Origin of the sequence: Devosia sp. 67-54, from assembly GCF_001899075.1 — a bacterium.
Taxonomy (GTDB): Bacteria; Pseudomonadota; Alphaproteobacteria; order Rhizobiales; family Devosiaceae; genus Devosia_A.
Window position 1 is genome coordinate 330920 of the sequence record NZ_MKVA01000003.1, and the last position, 21305, is coordinate 352224.

The window sequence follows — 21305 nt, forward strand, 5'->3', positions numbered from 1 at the left end:
CTGGCAAGGCGGGGTGGCGCTGGGCCATGGCGCCGGTATAGTTTCGCCCGACCAGCGTCCGAATCCCCGGGGGAGTGCCGTATGCCCAGCCTGTTGCTCGATGACCGCATCTTCATGGGCGTCAGCACCAGGCCGGAATATCTGCTGCTCAAATACGGCAACCGCCATGGCCTGATCACCGGCGCCACCGGCACCGGCAAGACGGTGACGCTGCAGGGCCTCGCCGAAGGCTTCTCCCGCGCCGGCGTGCCGGTGTTCGTCGCCGACGTGAAGGGCGACCTCGCCGGCATCTCGCAGCCGGGCACGCCCGAGGGCTGGATCGTCAAGCGCGCCAGGGAGATCGGCTTCGACGACTGGGCCAACGACAGATTCCCGGCGATCTTCTGGGACCTGTTCGGCAAGCAGGGCCACCCGGTGCGCGCCACCATCTCGGAGCTGGGGCCGCTGCTGCTGTCGCGCATCCTCGACCTCAACGACACGCAGGAGGGCGTGCTCAACGTCGCCTTCAGATTCGCCGACGACAACGGCCTGCTGCTGCTCGACCTCAAGGATCTGCGGGCGCTGCTGGTCGAGGTCGAAAAGCGCTCCAGCGAGCTCTCCGCCACCTATGGCAACGTCGCCACCGCCTCCATCGGCGCGGTGCAGCGCGCTTTGCTGGTGCTGGAGCAGCAGGGGGCCGCCAATTTCTTCGGCGAGAAGGCGCTGGAGATCGCCGACCTGATGCGCACCGGCACCGACGGGCGGGGCGTCGTCTCCATCCTCGCCGCCGACCAGCTCATGCGCGCGCCGCGCCTTTACGCCACCTTCCTGCTGTGGATGCTGAGCGAGCTGTTCGAGCAGCTGCCCGAAATCGGCGATCCGGCCAAGCCCCGGCTCGTCTTCTTCTTCGACGAGGCGCATCTGCTGTTCGACGACGCCCCCAGGGCGCTGGTCGACAAGGTCGAGCAGGTGGTCAAGCTGGTGCGCTCCAAGGGCGTGGGCGTGTATTTCTGCACGCAGAACCCCATCGACATTCCCGACCGCGTGCTGTCGCAGCTCTCCAACCGCGTGCAGCACGCGCTGCGCGCCTATACCCCGCGCGACCAGAAGGCGGTGAAGGTCGCCGCCGACACCTTCCGCGCCAATCCGGCGTTCTCGACCGCCGAGATCATCACCCAGCTCGGCATCGGCGAGGCGCTGGTGTCGGTGCTCGAGGACGGCGGCGTGCCCTCGATCGTCAACCGCACGCTGATCCGGCCGCCCTCGGCGCGCGTCGGCGTGGTGACGCCGGAGGAGCGGCAGGCGGTGATCGACGCCTCGCCCGTCGGCATCCAGTACAATCAGGTGATCGACCGCGAATCGGCGTTCGAGGTGCTGCAGAAGAAGGCCGCGGCCAAGACCGCGCCGCCCGCGCCGCAGCAGCCGCCGTCGCCGCAATCCCAGCCCGAGCCGGCGCCGCGCAGCGGCCCGCCGCGCTATCGCCAGGACGCCGGCCCGCCGCCGGCCCGCCGCTCGAACCGCGAAAGCGTCACCGAGGCGGCGATGAAATCGCTGGCCCGCAACGTCTCCGGCCAGCTCGGCCGGGCGCTGGTCCGCGGCATTCTCGGCAGCCTGAGCAAAGGCTTCTGATGGCGCCCGACACGCACCCCGTGCTGGGCGTCTTCGCCTCCGACCGCGGGCCCGGCGATGCCGAGCGCGCCTCGATCATGTCGCAGGTCGGCAGCTTCCTCGCCCGCCGCGGCGCGCGCCTCGTCTGCCTCGGCGACGAGGGCGTGCCGGTGCCGCTGATCACCAGCGCCCGTACCGCCGGCGGCGAGGTGACGCTGATCGCCGCCGAGGACTATTCCGAGCCCTCGGCCTTCGGCGGCGTCGTCGTGGAGCACATTCCCGACCGCGAGGACCGGCTGCAGCGCCTCGCGGCATTGTCGCAGCTCTACGTGGCGCTCCCCGGCTCGCTGGCCTCGGCCACCAGCCTCTATCTCACCTGGGTGCGCGGCGGCGGCGGGGCCGGGCGCAAGCCTGTCGTCTTCTACGACCACCACGACGCCTTCAAGGTGGTGCGCGGCTACGCCGCCGACGTCATCTCCAATTCCATCCGCAACCACGACCGCTACGTGCAGTTCGCCACCAATCTCGACGACATGTGGAACAAGATTTCATGGCTCGTCGACCAGGGAGCGACGGCGCTCTGAAGCGGTTTGCCGCGCCAGGTCGGCGACGGTGGTCGTGGCCCCCCACCCCCTCCCCGCAGGGGGGAGGGGAGCCTGACTGAAACATCGGAGAATGCCGTTCCATCGCCTCCCTCCCCTTGCGGGGAGGGACCCGAGGGTGGGGGCAGCGATCGCCGGACTTTGCGTTCGGTTAAACGGCCGCCTGTTCGTGCCTTACACCGGCCGGTGCAGATGCGCCGGCCGGAACAGCGGCACCACATTGTCGCCGAAGCTCGACCAGTCGCGCTTCCTGAGGCTTGTCCGCCGTTCCGGCGCCGCCGCCTTGCGGCTCGCCAGCCGGGCGAGCACGCGCTCGACCAGGTATTTCGGCGACATCGGCTTCATGATCACCTCGTCGATCCCGGCATGGATCGACGCCGCCTTGGTCTCGGCCGTCATGGCGCTGGCGAGCGCGATCACCTGCAGGCCGCGGGCGCCGATGGTGCGGTCGTGCCGCAGATCCTCGGCCAGCCGGTCGGCGCGCGCCGGCACGCTGTCGAAATCGGCGATCACCAGGTCGGCCGGCGCCAGCCGGAGGTAGGTCATCAGCGCCAATTGCGTCTCGAACGGCCGGACGCGCAGCGACGAGGCGCCGGCCAGCGTCATCGACAGGATCGACGACAGCGCCGGATTGGCGACGAGCACGGCAACGGTGTTGATCGGTTGGGTCATGGTTAAGCAAAGCTTAACACGGGGCCCCGGCGGCTAGAAGCGGCGCGCACGAAAAAGCCCGCTGGAGACTCTCCAGCGGGCGCTTGCCTCGGCAAAGACTCGGGGAAATCCGGCTTACTTGGCTTCGTCGTAGAGGAAGGCGACGTGGTCCCAGTTCACCAGATTGTCGAACCAGGCCTCGAGGTATTTCGGCCGGGCGTTGCGATAGTCGATGTAGTAGCTGTGCTCCCACACGTCGACGCCCAGCAGCGGATGCGCGTTGCCGTGCACCAGCGGGCTTTCGCCATTGGCGGTCTTGCTGACCTCGAGCTTGCCGTTCTTGAGGCTGAGCCAGGCCCAGCCCGAGCCGAACTGGGTGGTGCCGGCATTGAGGAAGTCGGCGCGGAACTTGTCGAAGCCGCCGAGGTCGCTCTCGATCTTCTTCAGCAATTCGCCCGGCACCTTGCTGGCGCCGCCGCCGCCATTGGGCTTCATCCAGTTCCAGAAATGCACGTGGTTGTAGTGCTGGCCGACATTGTTGAAGAGCGCCGGATCCTTGCCGAACGCCTCCTTGACGAGGTCCTCGAGCTCCAGCACTTCAAGCCCTTTGCCTTCCATCAGCTTGTTGCCGTTGGTGACATAGGCCTGGTGGTGCTTGTCGTGGTGGAACTCCAGCGTTTCCTTGGACATGTACGGCTGCAGGGCGTCATACGCGTAAGGCAGTGGGGGGAGGGTGAGTGCCATGAGGATTGCTCCAGTTTCTGGATGTCTTGGTCGGGCTCTATCGGCCTTCGCCGATGGATATAGGCCTTTTGCCGGTTGAGGCCAATCGCTGGATTGGACGATTATGCCAATCCGACGCAGCTCAGCGCGAAGCTGTAGCACAGCGCCGTTTCCTTGAGCTGGTCGAAGCGGCCGGAGGCGCCCTGGTGGCCGGCGCCCATATGGGTCTTGAGGTAGAGCGGCGCCGTGCCGGTCTTGCTGGCGCGCAGCTTCGCCACCCATTTCGCCGGCTCCCAATAGGTCACCCGCGGGTCGGTGAGCCCGGCCAGCGCGAAGATCGGCGGATAGTCCTGCGCCTGGATCCGGTCGTAGGGCGAATAGCCGGCGATGCGCCGGAAATCCTCCTCCGAGTCGAGCGGGTTGCCCCATTCCGGCCATTCCGGCGGGGTCAGCGGCAGGGTGTCGTCGCTCATCGTGTTGAGCACGTCGACGAACGGCACCTCGGCCAGCACCCCGGCCCACAGGTCTGGCCGCAGATTGGCGACGGCGCCCATCAGCAGCCCGCCGGCCGAGCCGCCTTCCGCCACGATCCGGCCCGGCGCCGCATAGCCCTCGGCCACCAGCGTTTCGGCCGCGGCGATGAAGTCGGTGAAGCTGTTGTGCTTGTGCTCGCGCCGGCCGTCCTTGTACCAGCGATAGCCCTTTTCGGTGCCGCCGCGGACATGGGCGATGGCGTACACGATGCCGCGATCGACCAGCGACAGCACCGAGGTCGAAAAGCTCGCCGGCAGCGCCATGCCATAGGCGCCGTAGCCGTAGAGCAAAGCGGGGGCGGTGCCGTCGATCGGCGTCGTCCTGCGATGCAGCAGGGTGACCGGCACCCGCTCGCCGTCGGGCGCCGTCGCGAAGATGCGGCGCGTGACGTAGTCGTCGGGATTGTGCCCGCTCGGCACCTCCTGCTGCTTGAGCAGAGTGCGCGCCCCGGTGTCGAGATTGAGATCGTAGGTGCGGTGCGGCGTCGTCGGCGACGAGTAGCCGATATGCAGCATGTTGGTGTCGAACTCGTAGCCGGGCATCACCCCCAGCGAATAGGCCTCTTCGTCGAACTTCACCGTCCACTCGGCATCGGTCCGCAGATCGCGGACGACAATGCGCGGCAGGCCCTCGACGCGCTCGAGCCGCGCCATGTGGTTGCTGAGCAGCGCCATGTCGAGGATCAGCACGCCCGGCGTGTGCGGCACGAGATCGGTCCAGTTGTCGCTGCCCGGATCGTCCGCCGGCGCGGTGACGATCTTGAAGTCCTCGGCCCCGTCGGCATTGGTGAGGATGTAGAGCAGCCCGTTGCGCTCCTCGACGTCGTATTCGCGCTCGGCCAGGCGCGGCGCCACCAGCCGCGGCGTCGGCGTGTCGCGGTCGATCAGCCACACCTCCGAGGTCTGGTGGTCGTGCACGTCGATCACGGTGAAGCGCCGGCTCTGGGTTTCGCCGACGCTGATGAAAAAGCCCGGATCGTCTTCCTCGAACACGATCTCGTCGGCGGCCTGCGGCGTGCCGAGCTGGTGCCGGCGCACCCGGTACGGCCGGTGGTTCTCGTCGAACTCGGTGTAGTAGAGGGCGCGCCCGTCGAGCGACCACACGCCGCCGTCGGCGGTGTCGGCGATCACCTCGCCGGTGTCCTTGCCGGTCGCGAGGTCGCGGATGGCGATGCTGTAGTACTCCGAGCCCTGCCGGTCGGCAGACCAGGCGAGCAGCTCGTGGTTGGGCGAATGGTCGGCCCCGCCGAAGCCGAAATACGCCTCGCCCGCCTCCACATTGCAGTCGAGCAGCACGGTTTCGGCGCCGCCCTCGCGCGGCGTGCGCACCACCAGCGGGTACTGCTTGCCCTCCAGCATCCGCGTATTGTAGGCCCACGGCCCGTCGGGGCTGGGAATGCCGCTGTCGTCCTCCTTGATGCGGCCGCGGATCTCGCGGAAGATCGTCTCGGTCAGCTCGGCGTGGCCGGCCTCGAAGGCTTCGGCGAAATAGGCGTTTTCGGCTTCGAGATAGGCCCGGATATCGCCCGGCAGCGTCTCGGGCGCCTGCATGACCTCCTGCCAGTTGTCGGCTCTGAGCCAGGCATAGGGATCGTCGCGCGTCACCCCGAACTGCGTGATGGCGTGCTGCCGGCGCTCGGCAAGTGGCGGAAAAGGCGGGGTTTTGCTCATGCTGAGGCTCATATAGGAAGCGCCGCCGGGCCGCCAACCCGGAAGCGGTGGGCGACCGGCCGGCGCCGCTGGCAATCGCCCCGGACGCGGCTAAGCTTCGCGGGACCGAATCTATCTGGGGCGTCCGGCAAGAGATGGCACTCGATTTCGACGCCTTCGCCGTGGCCTTGCTGCTGGCGCCGTTCCTCATGGCGCTGCTGGCGCCGCTGATCGTGCGGGAGACCGGGGCCGCCGCCGGCTGGATCCTCGCCATCGTGCCGGCCGGCATCTTTGCCGCGCTTGCCACCATGATCGGCGAGGTGGCCGGCGGCCGCATCGTGCGCTTCGGCATCGGCTGGGTACCGGCGCTCGATCTGCGCTTCGACTTCCTGATCGACGGCTTGAGCCTCACCTTCTGCCTGGTCGTCTCCGGCATCGGCGCCTTCATCCTGATCTATGCCGGCAGCTACCTGAAGACGCACCGCCAGCTCGGCCGCTTCATGGCGATCCTTCTGGCCTTCACCGGCTCCATGCTCGGCCTGGTGCTGTCCGACAGCCTCGTGGCGCTGTTCGTGTTCTGGGAGCTGACGGCGGTCGCCTCCTATCTGCTGATCGGCTTCGAGCACGAGCGGCCGGCCGCGCGCCGCGCGGCGCTGCAGGCGCTGATCGTCACGGCGATTGGCGGGCTGGCCCTGCTGGCCGGCGGCGTGCTGCTGAGCACACTCGCCGGCACCTGGGACATTTCGCGCCTCGCCGATTCGCGGGCGCTGCTGGACGCCGTCTGGTCGTACCCGATCGTCTTTGCCTGCCTCGCGCTGGCGGCCTTCACCAAATCGGCGCAGCTGCCGTTCCATGTCTGGCTGCCCAACGCCATGGAGGCGCCGACGCCCGTGTCGGCGTTCCTCCATTCGGCGGCCATGGTGCAGGCCGGCATCTACCTCCTCGCCCGCTTCAGCCCGCTGATGTCGGACACCTGGATCTGGCAGGGGACGCTGTGCCTGTTCGGCGGCGCGACGCTGCTGTGGGGGGCGTTCCGGGCACTCGGGCAGACCGACCTCAAGCAGATCCTCGCCCAGACCACCATCGCCTCGCTCGGCCTGATGATGGTGCTGCTCGGCTTCGGCGACGCCGTCGCGGCAATGGCGGTCGCCGCCTATTTCGTCGCCCACGCGCTGTACAAGGCCGGCCTGTTCCTCGTCGCCGGCATCATCGACCACGGCACCGGCACCCGCGACGTCACGCGGCTCGGCGGCCTGCGCGACCACCTGACCATCAGCTTCATCTGCGCGGCGCTGGCGGCGCTCTCGATGTTCGGCCTGCCGCCCTTCCTCGGCTGGTTCGCCAAGGAGGAGATCTATGCCGACCTGCATGTGCACGATTTCGCGGCGACCGTCGGGCTGGTCGTTCTGGTCGTCGGCAACATGCTGATGGGGGCGAGCGCGCTGACGCTGGGGCTCAAGCCGTTCATGGGCCCGCTGGTCGTCACGCCCGAGGCGCCGCATGAAGGCGGCTTCGCGCTGTGGATCGGCCCGGCGCTCTTCGGCCTTTGCGGGCTGGCCGTGCTCTTCGGCGTGTCGGCCTATGGCGACCAGATCGTCGCGCCCATGGCCGCGGCCATCGTCGGCCATCCGGTCGAGGCGCACCTGTCGCTCGCCGTCGATCCGCTCGGCCTGCCCCTCTGGCTGTCGCTCGCGACCTGGGCCGGCGCCGGCCTGCTCTACTGGCGCGCGGACTCGGTCCGCACGGCCATCGCGGCGCTGGAGCGGCGTTTTACCTGGAGCATCGACCGCGGCTTCGATGCGCTGATGTTCGGCCTCATCCGCTTTGCCGGTGACTGCACGCGGCTGCTGCAGCACGGCCGCCTCGAGCTCTATCTGGTGCTGCTGTTCGCCGCCCTGGCGCTGACGCTCTTCGTGCCGCTCAGCACCCTCGGCGCCTGGCCCGGCGCGCCCGCCTTCGCCGCGCTGACGCCGTACGAAGGGGGCGGCATGGCGCTCGCCATTGCCGGCATCGTCGCGGTGGTCATCGCGCCGACCCGCCTTGCCGCCATCCTGGCGCTCGGCCTGCAGGGGCTGGCTCTGGCGCTGCTGTTCCTCTATTTCGGCGCGCCCGACCTCGGCTTCACCCAGCTCCTGGTCGAGGTGCTGTCGGTGGTGGTGCTGGCGCTGGTGATGACCCGCCTGCGGCTCGGCCCGCGCGATCCGCGGCCGCTCGAGGACTGGCTGCGCGACGGCACGCTCGCCCTGGTCTGCGGCGCCGGCATCGCGCTGGTGCTGCTGCGCGTGCTCGAGGGCCGCTTCGACAGCCGCCTCGGCGATTTCTTCGCCTCGGCCAGCGTCGCGCTCGCCCATGGCCGCAACATCGTCAACGTCATCCTCGTCGACTATCGCGGCCTCGACACGCTGGGCGAGATCACCGTGGTCATGACCGCCGGCATCGCCGTCCTGGCGCTGCTCCGCCGCCGGAAAGGGTCGCAATGAACACGCTCATCTTCCGGACAACCGCGCCAATCATCGCCGTCGTGACATGCACGTTCTCGCTTATCCTGCTGTTGCGCGGCCACAATGACCCCGGCGGCGGCTTCATCGCCGGCCTCCTCGCCGCCTCCGCCGCCATCGTCTTGGGCATGGCGCTGGGGGTGGGGACGGTGCGCCGCCTGCTGCGCGTCAACCCGATCGCCATCGCCGGCGCGGGCGTGCTGCTGGCGGCGGCGAGCGGCGCCGTGTCGGCCTTCGCCGGCGCGCCGTACCTCACCGGCCTGTGGCTGCCGCTGCACGTGTTCGGCACGCCGGGGCTGTTCGACATCGGCGTCTACCTGACGGTCTTCGGCACGGTGACGGCCATCGCGCTGGCGCTCGAGGATGGCGGGGAGGGGGCGTGATGGAGGCCGCGCTGTCGCTGCTCGTCGGGCTGTTCGTCGCTTCCGCGATCTATCTCATCCTGTCGCGGGCGCTGGTGCGCGTGCTGCTCGGCATCGTGCTGCTCGGCAACGGCGTGAACCTCCTGATCTTCGTCGCCGGGCGGCTGACGCGCGGCGCGCCGCCGATCGTGCCGAAGGGCGCGAACGTGCCGGCCGGGGCGTTCGCCAATCCGCTGCCGCAGGCGCTGATCCTCACCGCCATCGTCATCGGCTTTGCGCTGTTCGCGTTCCTCGCGGTGCTCGCCTTCCGCGCCTACCAGGCGATGGATGCCGACGATACCGACCATATGCGGCTGGCCGAGCCCGAGGCGCAGCCGCAGCCGCCGCTGGAGTATTGACCGGTGGCCACGCACGCAACGCCGCTCGCCGATTGGCTCGTCATCCTGCCGGTGCTGCTGTGCCTCGGCGGCGGGGCGCTGCTGCTGGTGCTGCGGCGGGCGCCGGCGTGGCAGCCCTGGCTGTGCCTTGCGATCCTCTTCGGGGTGCTGGCGGTCGATGGCCTGCTGCTGGCGCGCATCCTCGCGAGCGGCCCGGTGTCGATGACCATGGGCCGCTGGCTGCCGCCCTTCGGCATCAGCTTCACCGCCGACGCCATGGGCGTGCTGTTCGCCACGATGTCGGCGCTGGTGGCGGTCGCCGTGGTGCTGTCGCTGCTCGGCGAGGCGCCCGAAAGCGCCGTGCGCGACGGCGTCTATCCCTTGCTGCTGCTGCTGATGGCGGGCGTCGGCGGCGCGTTCCTGACCGGCGATCTCTTCAACCTCTATGTGTGGTTCGAGGTGATGCTGATCGCCTCGTTCGGGCTGGTTGTGCTGGCCGGCAATCCGCTGCAGCTCGACGCCGCAGTCAAATACGGCATCGTCAACCTCGTCGCGACCACGCTGTTCCTGATGGCGCTGGGGCTGCTCTACGGGGCGCTCGGAACGCTGAACATGGCCGACATCATCGGCGCCGCGGGCAAGGCCGACCGGCTCGTGCTGACGGTGATCGCCGGGCTGTTCGCGCTCGCCTTCGCCATCAAGGCGGCGGTGTTTCCGGTCAACGCCTGGCTGCCGGCCTCCTATCACACGCCGCCCGCGCCGATCTCGGCGCTGCTCGGCGGCGTGCTCACCAAGGTCGGCGTCTACGCGCTGCTGCGAGTGCTGGCGCTGCTGCCGACCGAACGCGCCATGCTGTCGCCCGCGATCACCGCTGTTGCCATCGCCACCATGCTGCTCGGGCCGCTCTCGGCCATCGCCGAGACCAATCTGCGCCGCGCCGTCGGCTTCCTGCTGATCGGCGGCATCGGCATCGCGATCACCGGCGCGGCGACCGCGGGCGCGGTGCCGGGCGCGATCGTCTATGTCGGGCAGTCGATCCTGGTGATGGCCGCGCTCTACCTCGTCGCCGGCCTCATCGAGCGGGCGACGGGGACGACCGACACGCGCGAGATGGGCGGGCTCTATGCCGCGAGCTCTCGCCTCTCGATCATGTTCTTCGCGCTGGTGCTGGCGATCGCCGGCGTGCCGCCGTTTCTCGGCTTCTGGCCCAAGCTGCTGCTGCTGCAGGGACTGATCGGTGCGGGCGACTGGCTGCTGGCGCTGAGCCTGCTGCTGAGCTCGCTGCTGACGCTGATCGCCGGCGCGCGGCTGTGGTCCTTCGTGTTCTGGCATCCGCGCCACGCGCCGCTGCTGCGGCCGCCGAGCTACGCCCCGGCGATCCTGCTGGTCGGCACCGTGCTGCTGCTCGGCGTGGCGCCGAACCTGCTGATCGGGATCGGCATGGTGGCGGCGCACGACCTGGCCGACCCCGCCCGCTACGTCGTCGCCGTGGGGCTTGCGCCATGAACTGGCTGCGCCTCGTCGGCCTGTTCGTACGCGAGCTGATCCTCAGCGCGCTGCGCGTCGCCTGGCTGGCGGTGCAGCCCAGGCTGGCGCTGCGCCCGGGCATCATCGCTTATCCGCTGAGCGTCACCAGCGACCGGCAGATCGCGCTGCTCGCCAACATGGTGACGCTGACGCCGGGGACGCTCAGCATCGACGTGTCGGACGACCGGCGGACGCTGTTCATCCACGTCCTCGACCTCGCCGACAGAGAGGCGGTGATCGGCCAGATCGCCGCCGGCTTCGAAACCCAGATCCTGAGGACGATCAGATGACCGATCTCGTGCTCGACGGCGCCTATGTGCTGCTGGCGGTGGCTATGCTGATGGCCGTCATCCGCGTGCTGCGCGGCCCGACCCTGGCCGACCGCATCCTCGGCCTCGACCTGGCGACGACCCTCGCGGTCGGGCTCATCGCCATCTTCGCCGTAACCGTCCGGCAATGGCTCTATCTCGACATCGCCATCGCCCTGGCGCTGGTCGGCTTCGTCGCCAGCGCCGCCTTCGCCCGTTACCTGATCAGTCAGCGACACCAATGAGCTACGCGGCAGACCTCATCATCCTGATCGGCGCGCTGTTCGCCCTGCTGGGTGCGCTCGGCGTGCTCCGCTTCCCCGATGTCTATACGCGGCTGCATGCCGCCTCGAAGGCCGGCCCGCTCGGCGTCGGGCTGATTCTGGTGGGGGCGGGACTGCATTCCGGCGAGCCGCTGATCGTGCTGCGGGTGCTGCTCGGCCTGCTGTTCCTGATCCTCGTCAGCCCCATCGCCGCGCACCTGCTGGCCCGCGCCGCGCTGCGCTCCGGCGTTCCTTCCAGCACGTCGACCAGTATTAACGAATTCACAAGCAATCATTGATCGTGCAACGACGAATATTGCGTCCTTTGTTGCGGTGCGTTGTCTGATTCGTAAGTTGCAATCGCTTTTGGATGGCCATAGAGATTCGTCGCCAAGCAAGTTTGCGCCCAGCTTGCTCAGGCCCAAAACAAAGGGATACCCGATGACTGAGCAAAATGTCAGCGCAGCGGGGTCTGACAACGATCTCATCGATCTCAGCACTGAAATCGTGAGCGCGTATGTCAGCCACAATGCGCTTAGCGTTACTGATCTGCCCAAACTAATCGCCGATGTGCATTCCGCCCTGAAGGGCCTTCAGGGTGCAGCGCCGGCCGAGCCGTCCGAAGAATTGCGGCCGGCCGTTCCGGTGCGCAAATCGGTGGCCCCGGACTTCATTGTCTGTCTCGAAGACGGCAAGAAATTCAAATCGCTGAAGCGGCACCTTCGCACGCATTACGATATGTCTCCCGAGGAATATCGGGAGAAGTGGGGCCTTCCGGCCGACTACCCGATGGTCGCCCCCAACTATTCCGCCACGCGGTCGCGTCTGGCCAAGGACAATGGCCTGGGCAAGAAAGCCACCAAATAGACCGCTTGAGTCGCACGTCAGCACAGCGGCCGCCTCTCCGGGCGGCCGTTCTGTTTTTGAGCTAACCGATTGAGCGGCATCGCTGTTTCGGCAGGGATGCGAAAAAGATATCCACGGTGGTTTCGCACGTCCCTATGATAGGAATACATTCCTATTTATGGGGGCGACACCATGCAGCACATCGTATCCGAATTCGCTTCAGATCCGGCTGTCGACAGGCTTGCGCCGCGCAGCCGGGTGCGGCTCGAACGGCTGCGGCAGGACCCGCTCGCCTACGCTCTGGTGGTCCGCATCGCCCGCCGCCGCCGGGTGTCGCTGCGCGATCTGATGCAGGGATCGCGCGGCGCCGGCAGCGCCTGCCACGCCCGGCAGATCGCGATGTATCTCTGCCACGTGCTGCTCGGCCGCACCCAGGACGTGGTCGGCGAGTTGTTCGGGCGCGACCGCACGACGGTGTCGCATGCGTGCATGCAGATCGAGCTGCAGCGCGAGCGCGACCTGGTGCTCGATGCCGAACTGGCGCTGACCGAGGCCGAAGGCTGGACGCCGCAGGCGGCGGGCGAAACGGCGGAGGCGCTCGATGCCCATTGACGCCGGACTGCGGCAATTCGTGCGCGCCCTGCTGCAGGGCAGAACCGGCCGGCGGCGCGGCGGGGCCTTCGCGACCGCCGACAATCGCCGCGCGCCGGCGGTGGCGGTCAAGCAGCTGGTCAGCGACGGCGTGCTCGACGGCGACGAGGCGTCGTGCCGGGCCAACGCCCTGACCGGCGCATGGCTGCGGCGGGCGCAACTCGATCGCGACGCCTTCGCCGGCCAGCATCGGATCGTTGCGCGCGCCGCCGACGGGGCCGAGCTCAACCTCGCCGAGAGTCCGCTGGCGCGGCTGGCGGCGGGGATCGGCGGCGAAGCCGGCTATCTCGAGCGACACCAGATCGAGGCCGGCGAACGCGTGCGCCGGCTGGTCGAACGTGCCCGCCTGCAGCCGCGGCTGACCATGGCCTATTCCGCCGCGCATTCGGTGGGCACCGCCGGCAATGCGGCGGGCGACATCTCGGATCTCGCCGCCGATGCCCGCAGATCGCTGGCCGATCTGCACCGCGTGCTGCCGCGCGACTGCGCCGGCGTGGTGCTGGATGTGTGCGGCCTGCTGAAGGGACTGCAGGACGTGGAGCGCGAGCGTGGCTGGCCGCGCCGCAGCGCCAAGCTGGTGCTGCGCATCGGCCTCGACCATCTGGCGCGCCACTACGGCTATGCGCCGTCGGCGATCGGGCCGGAGACGGGCCGGCAGCGCCGGTGGATGGAGGAGGGCGCGCGCCCCGAGCAGTTCGGCTGAGATCAGGCCGCGGCCAGCGCGCGCGCCTCCGAGCGGATGCGGTTGACCATCGCCACCAGGCCGTTGGAGCGCTGCGTCGACAGATGCTCGCGCAGCCCCAGCCCGTCGAAGATGGCGATGGCGTCGGTGTCGGCGATTTCCCGTGGCGTCCGGCCGGAATAGAGGGCGATGAGGATGGCGGCGAGGCCGCGCACGATCATCGCGTCGGACTCGCCGCGATAGGTGAGCAGGTCGCCGGCGCGCTCGGTCACCAGCCACACCTGCGACACGCAGCCATTGACCCTGGTGGCGGAAGTTTTCTCGGACTCCGCCAGCGGCGGCAGCGCCTGGCCGAGCTCGATGATGTATTTGTAGCGGTCTTCCCAATCGTCTAGGAAGCCGAGGTTTTCGGCGATGGCGGTGAAGGCGGCGGGATGCGGCATGGCCGCTATGTAGGGCAGGATGCCGGCGATGAACAGGGCGTGCCGGCGCGAGCGGGCCGACGGCTCTGCCGGCCGCGCTCAGCGCGGCGTCCACCAGCGCTGGTCGAGGCCGAGAAAGCCGATGTCGCGCCGCGGGTGCGGCGCCTGCTGCTCGGCATCGCTGCTGCTTGCCGTCCGGTCGTCGCAACGGCTCGCCGGCGTGCAGGCGAGCCTGGCGCTCCCCTCGACGATGATCAGCATGTCGATGCGCTGCGCGACCTGCTTGTCTCCGAATCGTAGCATCTGCGTTCTCCGGATTAACGGGCTGCCGGGCTAATGGACCGTCACTGCGCGGGCCGCGGGCTCGTGCCGCTGAGGCAGATCGGCGCCGCCGCTGCGATCGCGCAGCAGCGACGCCGGCTGGCCGCAGAACATCCTGGCGCGCAGCAGCGCCTCCTCGCTGACGGCGATGTAGGCGGCGACCGCGAGATCGCCCTCGATCACTTCCGGCATGCCCAGCGGCGTGACGCTCCAGCCGATGGAGACGAGGATTTCGACCATCGCCGGCTTGCTGACGAAGGTGAGATAGGTCCACCCCTGCAGCAGCGCGTATTCCATCGCCGAGCAGTACAGCGCCCCCGCGGCGCTGGACGGGCCGAGCGGCTGCGGCCGCTCGATGACGTAGAACCGCGTCCAGTCCGCACCGAGCCACACGCTGTCGGGCAGCCGGCGGCTGACCATCCGGGAAAACTGCCCCGTCAGCAGATTGGGACCGCTGAGGCTGTTGAAGCGCAGGCCGCCGACAACCTGCTCGTTCCGAACCAGCAGCAGATGCGTGGCATCGCACGCATCGTACTGGTCGATCTCGCGGCCATCGGCGCGCCGTAGCGCTTCCCAATGCATGCGCTCGACGAAGATCCGATGGCGAAGGCGATAGTTCTGCTCGAGCTCGCTGGCATAGTGCGAGGCGTTGAGCGGCGTCACCACATGTACGTCCATGGCCGCAACTCCCTGAGACACCCAGAAAGCTGACGACAAGGACCGAGGACAAACTACCTGTAAAAATTTACAGGGGGATCAGATTGTAGCGCAGCGCTTCGGCCACCGCGTGCGTCCGGTTCATGGTCCCGAGCTTGCGGCTGGCATTGTTGTAGTGGAATTCCACCGTGCGGTGCGAGAGCCCGAGGACATTGGCGATGTCCTCGCTGCTCTTGCCGTGCGACATCCATTTCAGCACCTCGACCTCGCGGCCGGTGAGTTTGGGCATCGTCAGCCGCGCCGGGCGGCGCAGCGACCGCAGGCGCGCGAAGGCGTAGGTGGCGACGAGGTGGATGGCGTTGCGCGAGTTCGGATCGAGGTCGCGGGTATCGCCGCCGAACGACACGCATCCCTGCATGCCGTCCTGCGTGTGGATGGGAACGCAGAAGCCGGCCTTGAGGCCGCAATCGCCGGCCTCGTCCATCACCCGCTGCGCCATGAGGTCGTCGCTGCGGTCGTACTGCGCCTCCGACCAGTAGAAGGGCAGGATGGTGCGGAAGCAGTTGCGGGCGACCGGATCGAACTGCGTGTAGTCGCGCTCGAAATAGCGGGAGTACCAGCTGTCGGGCCAGTGCGCCGCGAGCACGAACGGCTCGACGCCGACGCCGCGCGGCGGCAGGCCGGAGATGATGAAGTGATTGTAGCCGTTGTCGGCGGCAACACCCCGCATCCGTTCGAGAATCGAGGTCTGGTCGGGAGCGGCGTTTATGCTCTCGAGCAGCTCGAAGAATTTCTCATCGACATGCATTTCACTTCCCCAAGAGTGAAAGCAACGACAGCGGCCGCGAGGCCGGCGGTCTGCGCCGGCCAGTATGGCCAGCCGGTGCGCCGGGGACAACCCCAAACCGGGTGGGCGCAGCCGCGGCGGCCTGCTGCTGCCAAGAAGAAAGCCGCAAGTCCGGGGCAGCGGACTTGCGGCTCAAAAGCCAGGGGACGCTTGGCGTGGAGTAGCGTCGGGGGAGTGACGCGGCCCCTGACTTCAGCCCAGGGCAGCCGGCCGTGGCATGGGAAACACGAACGGCTGGGACGCCCGCTCCTGCATGGAGGGAGCAGGCGACCGGGAAGCGAGTGTCGACTGGACGGAGGAGGAAAGCTTCGAGACGACGGCGCTGGCGATCGGCGGGTTGAACACCTGCGAGACGATGATCTGCTCGGCCGCCTGGGTCCCGGCGGCGATGGCCTGATCCCTGGCCTCGGACGCGGCGGCGCCGAAATCGGTGCCGTGCGGTGCGACCAGGAGGAAGCCGACAGTGAGCCAGAATGCCGAACGCAGAACGAACATCTCGGGTGTCCTTCCACGGCGAGTGCGATTGCCGTTCGTGAGGAAGCTAGCGCGCCCGCATTAAGGCACGGCGAGACAATTCGATAAAATTGCACCGATCGGCGGCGCAGCGGCGGAGCGGGGATTGCGCCTGTGAACTCCGGGCACAGGGGCCGGCGGACGCCATGTGGTCAATCCATTGTTTACGCTACGGGCGAAAAGCAATGCATCAGCCCTGTGGAATCAGGGCACGGCGGCTCAAGCGGGCAAGCGCCTTAAGCTCGTCTTAGCTCTTCGATGGAAGGGTGAGTCCCAAGACTTCGGACGTTCCGGGAAGCGGTTTTTGTAATGCGTAGCCTCTTGTCCTCCCTGTTCGGCAGGGAGACCGGTGCCGATCAGGGAGAAGCCGTCCGCGGCCGTCCGGAGCTGCTGCGCCGCGACACCATTGCCGTCAACGCCCGCATCATCATCGTCGCCAGCGTGCTCGCCGCGCCGGCCGCGCTGTTCTACCTGGTGCAGGGCATGTCGCTGCCGTTCGTGGTGAGCGTCATCGGCCTTGCCGCGGGCTTTGCCACGCTGGCGCTGCACCGGCGCGGCCAGTATGAACGCGCCGCCTTCGGGCAGGTCTATGCGACGCTGGTGATCGGCCTGGTGCTGACGCTGGCCGATCCGCAGGTGGTGGATTTCGGCGTCGCCGTGGCGCTGCTGGCCCCGGTGCAGGCGTCGCTGCTGTCGCGCTCGCCCAACAAGAAGCGCGCCTGGGTGCTGCTGCTCGCCGTGGTCGCCATCGGCGCCATCGGCAGCCTGGGCTTTGCCGGCTGGCCGGCGGTCGACCGCAGCAGCTACGCCGTGATCGCCATTGCCACCTTCACCCTCACCGCCCTGATGGTCGCCTATGCCACGAGCCGGTTGAATACGGCGTTTGCGGTGTATGAGCGCGGGCAGATGAATGCCTACCGGCACCTGGTGGAGAACGTGCAGGACGCGGTGATGCGGTTTTCCGCCGATGGCAGCGTGCTGTTCACCTCGCGCTCGGCCGAAAAACTGTTCGGCTGCCAGCGCTACGAGCTCGGCGGCTCGGGCGTGCTCGAGCGCGTGCACGTGCTCGACCGCCCCGCCTACATGACCGCCTTCGCCGACGCCAACCGCGACGGCCGCACGCGCATGGTGGAAGTGCGCATGCGCCGCGACGACCCCGCCGAGCCGTCGCGCATCCCGCAATTCATCTGGGTCGAGATCTCGATGACGCCGGTGATCGACCCGCAGCTCAGCGAGGACCGGCACGAAGTGGTGGCGCTGCTGCGCAACGTCACCGACCGGCACGCGCACGAGATCGAGATGCGCGAGGCGCGCCGCGCCGCCGAGGACGCCTCGAGCGCCAAATCGCGCTTCCTCGCCACCATCGGCCACGAGCTGCGCACGCCGCTCAACGCCATCGTCGGCTTCTCCGAGATGATGACCAGCGGCGTCGTCGGCGAGCTGTCGCCGGCGCATCGCGAATACGCCGGCATCATCCACCAGAGCGGCCACCATCTGCTCGACGTGGTCAAGATGCTGCTCGACATGAGCCGGCTCGAGGCCGGCAAGTTCGAGCTGCAGACGGAGGCGTTCGATCCCGCCGCGCTGGTCGAGCCGTGCTTCAAGATGGTCGAGACCATGGCCCGCGCCCGCCAGGTGCAGCTCGTTTCGGACCTGCCCAAGCTGCTGCCGCAGCTCACCGCCGACGAGCGCGCGGTGCGCCAGATCGTCATCAACCTGCTCTCCAACGCCGTCAAGTTCAGCCAGGAGCGCGGCGTCGTGACGCTGTCGATCAAGCGGCAGGGCAGCCTCATCAACATTTCGGTGGCCGACCGCGGCATCGGCATGGACAGCGACGCGGTGAGCCGCATCGGCGAGCCTTTCTTCCAGGTGCAGGATGGCCTCGCGCGCCGCTACGAGGGCACGGGCCTCGGCCTGTCGATCGTCAAGGGCCTGGTCGATCTGCATGACGGCACGCTCAAGGCCATTTCGAGCCCCGGCGAGGGCACCACGATCACGGTGTTGCTGCCCTTAAACGGTCCGGCAACCAAAAGGGCGGAAACTGCAGAAGTCACCCCGCTCGTGCGCGAGCCCCAGGTGGCACAGACGTCCCAATGGCACGAAGAAAAAAGACGAGCGCTATGACGGTCGAAGCGATGTCGAGCCTGCCGTTGCAGGCGGGCGGTGCGGTAGCGGCGGCAGCCGGCCGGACCGCGCTTTGGGCCATTTCCGCCTATATGCGCCAGCCGCTGCGCAACACGGCCCTGGTGGCGCTGGTGGGTTTTTCCGCGCTCGCCGGCGCGAACGCGCTCTACAAGCAGGCGCATCACCACCCGGCGCCGCTGTTCGGCTCGTTCGACACCGCCGCGCCGGTGCTGCCCAGGAAGGTGGCGCCGGTGATGCCGGCCGCGCGCCCGCACGTGCTCGACGAGCCGGTGAGCGACGAGACCACCGGCAGCGTCGAGACGCCGGCGCGCGTGCTGCCCAGCTTCGGCAAGGAAGACGTCGCGGCGCTGCAGACCAAGCTGGCCTCGCTCGGCTTTTTCACCGGCAGCGTCGACGGCATTTTCGGGCCGCGCACCTCCAAGGCGCTGAAGGCCTTCGAGACGAGCGTCGGCCGCCCGGCCGCGGGCCAGCTCAACGGCGAGGCCGTGGCGCTGGTGCGCGACGCACCGCTGCCCGGCGTCGCGTCCAGCGTGGCGGTGGCCAAGACCGATCTGCCGCCGCTGCTGCCCAGGACGACGGCTCCGGCTGCCGCGGCGCTGCCGGCGCCGGCGCCGCTGCTGCCCTCGGCCGAGCCCGCCGCGTCCGACGCCCGCACCGCCATCGAGGTCGCGGCGGCGGAGCCGCAGCAGGCGACGCCGGCCCTGGCGCTGGCCGAAACCAACACCACCACGGTGCCCAAGCGCACGGTGCAGACCATTGCCGTGCGCGCTACCCAGCCCACGCCGGCCCCCGCGGCGCAGCCGAGCCAGCCGGAAACGCCGGCGGGCGCCGACCCGGTCGATCCCTCGGTCGACCGCGCGACGGTGGCGGCGGTGCAGCGCGGCCTCAACAGCCTCGGCTTCCTGCATGCGCCGGTCGACGGCACCGCCGGCGAGGCGACCGCCAAGGCGATCCGCAATTTCGAGGTCTATTTCAACTACAACGTCACCGGCCGGGTGACCAAGCAGCTGGTCGAGCTGCTGGAGCAGAACGGCGCCGTGATCTAGCGGAAAACCATTGCCACCCCGGCGCGCGCGCTCTAGGTCGGGGCATGCTTCGTTCCGACCTCTGGGCTTCGGCCTTCGTGCGCCGCCACAACGACATCGGCCACATCTGCGTGGTCGCGCGCCGGGGCGACCCCATCGCCGGCCAGATCTTCATCGAGATCGACCATCTCAACGGCACCGTGACGCTGCTCACCCCGGCGCCCTCGACGGCGCGGCGCGACGGCGACGCGGACCGGCTGTTCGTCCGCCGCTTCGACCATGCCGACTCCGAAACGGTGCGCGCCCGCATCGCCCGCGAGGCCGATTTCGACCCGGATCTATGGGTGCTGGCGCTCGAAATGCGCGGCGACGACCCCGGCGTGACGCTGGCGGCGGGGTAGGGGCACGACGCCGAAGCGGTGTTGGTCCAAGGAGTCGCGGCTGCCGGGAATTTTTTCGGGCGGGCTGTCGAATTGGGGCCCTGCCGTTCGGCTATGGGGAAAGCCCTCGCGCGCAAGGAGAAACGCATGACGCAATATCTGGTCGCCATCCATCACCCCGACGATTACGACGGCGCGCGCGAGGACGCGGCGATGCGGCGCGACATCACGGCGCTCAATGTGGAGATGCGGGAGGCGGGTGTCAGGGTGTTCGTCGGCGGGCTCGAGCCGGCGCCGCGCGCGGTGTCGGTGCGCCGGGCGGCCGACGGCAGAGTGCTGGTGACCGACGGGCCCTATCTCGAGACCAAGGAGCACATCGGAGGCTTCTGGGTGCTGGAGGTCGCGAGCCGCGACGAGGCGCTGGCCTGGGGCCGCAAGGCCGCCATCGCCTGCCGCGCCCCGGTCGAGGTACGGGCGTTCAACCAGCCTGCCTGAGCCCAAGCCGGGCGAGGGCCTCGATGGTCTTGTTGAGCTGCTCGCTCGGCTGCTGCGCGGCGGCGGCCGCGGCGGAGCGGCGGGTCTCGGTGAAGGGGCGGTATTCGGGCTTGCCGAGGTCGAGCAGATTCACCTCGCCGCGCCAGGCGCTCATCAGGTAGGCGGTGGCATCGACGCTGACCGCCTCGAACAGCTTCGAGAAAGTGCCCAGCGCCTCGGAGCGGTCCTCGTCGTGCGAGGTGGCATGGATCAAGACCTTGAGCCCGTCATAGGCGCTGCAGCCGAAGGCGCGCAGCACCACGAACAGCGCCGCGCCCGAGGTGTCGTGCGCGATCTGTCCGCAGCGCACTTCGTCGAGGCCGGTGATCTGGTGCAGCAGGCGGGTGACCTCGGGCCGGCGATTCTCGGAAAACAGCTTCATCAGCGCGCGGGTGAGCTCGGCGGTGGCGACGGAAAGCTGTTCCAGCGTCTTCTTGATCGGCGCGGCGGGCGTGGCGCGCATGGCGAAGGCGCGGATCACCTTGATGCGGTCGGTCTCGTTGAGGTCGAAGAAGGCGGGGGCGAGCAGCGCCGCGTCGAAATCGTCACGCGCCGCCAGCGACCAGGCGACCTGGTGGTCCATCTGCGCCGAGCGGGCGAGGGCCGCGAGATAGGGACCGCGCGGCGCGATGTTGCTGTTGGTGGCGAGCGCCCGGTAGACCTTGCGGCTGTTCATCTGGAACAGCCGGGCGAGCACGACATTGCTGAGGTCGGAGCGGCGGGCGATGGCCGAGGCGCTGGCCACGTCGCTGCTGCTGACCACCTTGAGCATGGTGCCTTCGGAGAGCTTCGGCGCGCTGATCAGGAACTCGGCGAGGTCGTCGCCGATATTGGTGACGATCAGCTCTTCGAGCTCGGGCGACAGGCTCTCCGACCGGCCGAGCGCCGCCGCGGCCTTGGCCCGGGCCGACGGGGCGGCGGCCGGGAACAGCCGCGCCGCCAGCGCGAAGAACTGCTCGGTCTCCTGCTGCGTGGCGCGGCCGCGCCGGGCATAGGCGTCGCAGGCAGCGATCAGCAGCGTGTTGGTGCGGTCGATGCCGCCCGTCTCGATCAGGAGCTGGAAGGTTTCGTAGGGTTGAAAGCCAAGCATGGAAAAGGCGCCCGCCAGACCCGGCAACGCCGGGCGAATTCGTGTGGCGCGACTATTTCCCGCAATTCGTTAGCAGACTGTTAACCTTGACGATCCCTTAATGAATTCACT

General features: G+C 68.7%; 25 protein-coding genes. 16 read left to right on the top strand and 9 right to left on the bottom strand.

Features of this window, described 5'->3' with window-relative positions; genetic code table 11:
* Positions 1 to 81: 81 nt before the first annotated feature.
* Together BGO82_RS04250 and BGO82_RS04255 are read left to right on the top strand one after the other, a co-directional pair.
* A complete protein-coding gene (locus tag BGO82_RS04250; RefSeq protein WP_291304306.1) occupies positions 82 to 1608 on the top strand; it encodes a helicase HerA-like domain-containing protein in 1527 nt (508 codons plus the stop codon).
* The gene (locus BGO82_RS04255; RefSeq protein WP_291304307.1) at positions 1608 to 2171 is read left to right on the top strand and encodes a hypothetical protein; all 564 of its coding nucleotides are present in this window, start codon (positions 1608 to 1610) and stop codon (positions 2169 to 2171) included. The genes BGO82_RS04250 and BGO82_RS04255 overlap by 1 nt, the downstream gene beginning before the upstream one ends.
* A 192-nt stretch (positions 2172 to 2363) precedes the next feature.
* Here the strand turns inward: BGO82_RS04255 and BGO82_RS04260 are convergent, their stop codons facing one another.
* The 3 genes from BGO82_RS04260 to BGO82_RS04270 all read right to left on the bottom strand — a co-directional run bounded on the left by BGO82_RS04260 (position 2364) and on the right by BGO82_RS04270 (position 5767).
* Positions 2364 to 2861 (bottom strand): response regulator, encoded by a 498-nt coding sequence (locus BGO82_RS04260; protein WP_291304308.1) that lies wholly within the window; start codon positions 2859 to 2861, stop codon positions 2364 to 2366.
* A gap of 114 nt (positions 2862 to 2975) precedes the next feature.
* Positions 2976 to 3584, bottom strand: coding sequence for a superoxide dismutase (locus BGO82_RS04265; protein WP_291304309.1), 609 nt, complete (start codon positions 3582 to 3584; stop codon positions 2976 to 2978).
* Positions 3585 to 3685: 101 nt separating this feature from the next.
* Positions 3686 to 5767 (bottom strand): S9 family peptidase, encoded by a 2082-nt coding sequence (locus tag BGO82_RS04270; RefSeq protein WP_291304310.1) that lies wholly within the window; start codon positions 5765 to 5767, stop codon positions 3686 to 3688.
* 134 nt (positions 5768 to 5901) lie between these two features.
* Here BGO82_RS04270 and mbhE point away from each other — a divergent pair, with 134 nt between their 5' ends.
* The 10 genes from mbhE to BGO82_RS04320 all read left to right on the top strand — a co-directional run bounded on the left by mbhE (position 5902) and on the right by BGO82_RS04320 (position 13281).
* The gene (mbhE, locus tag BGO82_RS04275; RefSeq protein ID WP_291304311.1) at positions 5902 to 8226 is read left to right on the top strand and encodes a hydrogen gas-evolving membrane-bound hydrogenase subunit E; all 2325 of its coding nucleotides are present in this window, start codon (positions 5902 to 5904) and stop codon (positions 8224 to 8226) included.
* Positions 8223 to 8627, top strand: a complete 405-nt coding sequence (locus BGO82_RS04280) for an MnhB domain-containing protein (protein ID WP_291304312.1) — start codon at positions 8223 to 8225, stop codon at positions 8625 to 8627. Before mbhE ends, BGO82_RS04280 begins: the two co-directional genes overlap by 4 nt.
* A complete protein-coding gene (locus BGO82_RS04285; RefSeq protein ID WP_291304441.1) occupies positions 8627 to 9004 on the top strand; it encodes a Na+/H+ antiporter subunit C in 378 nt (125 codons plus the stop codon). Before BGO82_RS04280 ends, BGO82_RS04285 begins: the two co-directional genes overlap by 1 nt.
* Before the next feature lie 3 nt (positions 9005 to 9007).
* Positions 9008 to 10489 carry a proton-conducting transporter membrane subunit gene (locus tag BGO82_RS04290; RefSeq protein ID WP_291304313.1) on the top strand — a complete coding sequence of 494 codons (1482 nt, stop codon included), beginning with the start codon at positions 9008 to 9010 and terminating at the stop codon, positions 10487 to 10489.
* On the top strand, positions 10486 to 10800 hold the full coding sequence (locus tag BGO82_RS04295) for a Na+/H+ antiporter subunit E (protein WP_291304314.1): 315 nt from the start codon (positions 10486 to 10488) through the stop codon (positions 10798 to 10800). The genes BGO82_RS04290 and BGO82_RS04295 overlap by 4 nt, the downstream gene beginning before the upstream one ends.
* Positions 10797 to 11063 carry a monovalent cation/H+ antiporter complex subunit F gene (locus BGO82_RS04300; RefSeq protein ID WP_291304315.1) on the top strand — a complete coding sequence of 89 codons (267 nt, stop codon included), beginning with the start codon at positions 10797 to 10799 and terminating at the stop codon, positions 11061 to 11063. Before BGO82_RS04295 ends, BGO82_RS04300 begins: the two co-directional genes overlap by 4 nt.
* A complete protein-coding gene (mnhG, locus tag BGO82_RS04305) occupies positions 11060 to 11380 on the top strand; it encodes a monovalent cation/H(+) antiporter subunit G (RefSeq protein ID WP_291304316.1) in 321 nt (106 codons plus the stop codon). Before BGO82_RS04300 ends, mnhG begins: the two co-directional genes overlap by 4 nt.
* A 142-nt stretch (positions 11381 to 11522) precedes the next feature.
* A complete protein-coding gene (locus BGO82_RS04310; RefSeq protein ID WP_291304317.1) occupies positions 11523 to 11948 on the top strand; it encodes a MucR family transcriptional regulator in 426 nt (141 codons plus the stop codon).
* A gap of 171 nt (positions 11949 to 12119) precedes the next feature.
* Positions 12120 to 12539, top strand: a complete 420-nt coding sequence (locus BGO82_RS04315) for a helix-turn-helix domain-containing protein (protein WP_291304318.1) — start codon at positions 12120 to 12122, stop codon at positions 12537 to 12539.
* The gene (locus BGO82_RS04320) at positions 12529 to 13281 is read left to right on the top strand and encodes a DUF6456 domain-containing protein (protein WP_291304319.1); all 753 of its coding nucleotides are present in this window, start codon (positions 12529 to 12531) and stop codon (positions 13279 to 13281) included. Before BGO82_RS04315 ends, BGO82_RS04320 begins: the two co-directional genes overlap by 11 nt.
* A 2-nt stretch (positions 13282 to 13283) precedes the next feature.
* Here BGO82_RS04320 and BGO82_RS04325 read toward each other — a convergent pair whose 3' ends face one another.
* The 5 genes from BGO82_RS04325 to BGO82_RS04345 all read right to left on the bottom strand — a co-directional run bounded on the left by BGO82_RS04325 (position 13284) and on the right by BGO82_RS04345 (position 16002).
* Positions 13284 to 13703, bottom strand: a complete 420-nt coding sequence (locus BGO82_RS04325; RefSeq protein WP_291304320.1) for a SufE family protein — start codon at positions 13701 to 13703, stop codon at positions 13284 to 13286.
* Positions 13704 to 13781: 78 nt separating this feature from the next.
* Positions 13782 to 13985 carry a hypothetical protein gene (locus BGO82_RS04330; RefSeq protein ID WP_291304321.1) on the bottom strand — a complete coding sequence of 68 codons (204 nt, stop codon included), beginning with the start codon at positions 13983 to 13985 and terminating at the stop codon, positions 13782 to 13784.
* Positions 13986 to 14015: 30 nt separating this feature from the next.
* On the bottom strand, positions 14016 to 14681 hold the full coding sequence (locus BGO82_RS04335; RefSeq protein WP_291304322.1) for an acyl-homoserine-lactone synthase: 666 nt from the start codon (positions 14679 to 14681) through the stop codon (positions 14016 to 14018).
* A 67-nt stretch (positions 14682 to 14748) separates the two neighbouring features.
* Positions 14749 to 15468, bottom strand: coding sequence for a LuxR family transcriptional regulator (locus BGO82_RS04340; protein ID WP_291304323.1), 720 nt, complete (start codon positions 15466 to 15468; stop codon positions 14749 to 14751).
* Between the two features lie 231 nt (positions 15469 to 15699).
* The gene (locus tag BGO82_RS04345) at positions 15700 to 16002 is read right to left on the bottom strand and encodes a hypothetical protein (RefSeq protein ID WP_291304324.1); all 303 of its coding nucleotides are present in this window, start codon (positions 16000 to 16002) and stop codon (positions 15700 to 15702) included.
* Between the two features lie 327 nt (positions 16003 to 16329).
* Here BGO82_RS04345 and BGO82_RS04350 point away from each other — a divergent pair, with 327 nt between their 5' ends.
* The 4 genes from BGO82_RS04350 (at position 16330) to BGO82_RS04365 (ending at position 20065) form a co-directional block, all read left to right on the top strand.
* Positions 16330 to 18144, top strand: coding sequence for a PAS domain-containing sensor histidine kinase (locus tag BGO82_RS04350; protein ID WP_291304325.1), 1815 nt, complete (start codon positions 16330 to 16332; stop codon positions 18142 to 18144).
* A complete protein-coding gene (locus BGO82_RS04355; protein ID WP_291304326.1) occupies positions 18141 to 19211 on the top strand; it encodes a peptidoglycan-binding domain-containing protein in 1071 nt (356 codons plus the stop codon). Before BGO82_RS04350 ends, BGO82_RS04355 begins: the two co-directional genes overlap by 4 nt.
* Positions 19212 to 19255: 44 nt before the next feature.
* Positions 19256 to 19591 (top strand): DUF1491 family protein, encoded by a 336-nt coding sequence (locus tag BGO82_RS04360; RefSeq protein WP_291304327.1) that lies wholly within the window; start codon positions 19256 to 19258, stop codon positions 19589 to 19591.
* 126 nt (positions 19592 to 19717) lie between these two features.
* The gene (locus tag BGO82_RS04365; protein WP_291304328.1) at positions 19718 to 20065 is read left to right on the top strand and encodes a YciI family protein; all 348 of its coding nucleotides are present in this window, start codon (positions 19718 to 19720) and stop codon (positions 20063 to 20065) included.
* Here BGO82_RS04365 and BGO82_RS04370 read toward each other — a convergent pair.
* Positions 20049 to 21194 carry a DUF2336 domain-containing protein gene (locus BGO82_RS04370; RefSeq protein ID WP_291304329.1) on the bottom strand — a complete coding sequence of 382 codons (1146 nt, stop codon included), beginning with the start codon at positions 21192 to 21194 and terminating at the stop codon, positions 20049 to 20051. The genes BGO82_RS04365 and BGO82_RS04370 overlap by 17 nt on opposite strands.
* Positions 21195 to 21305: the final 111 nt, after the last annotated feature.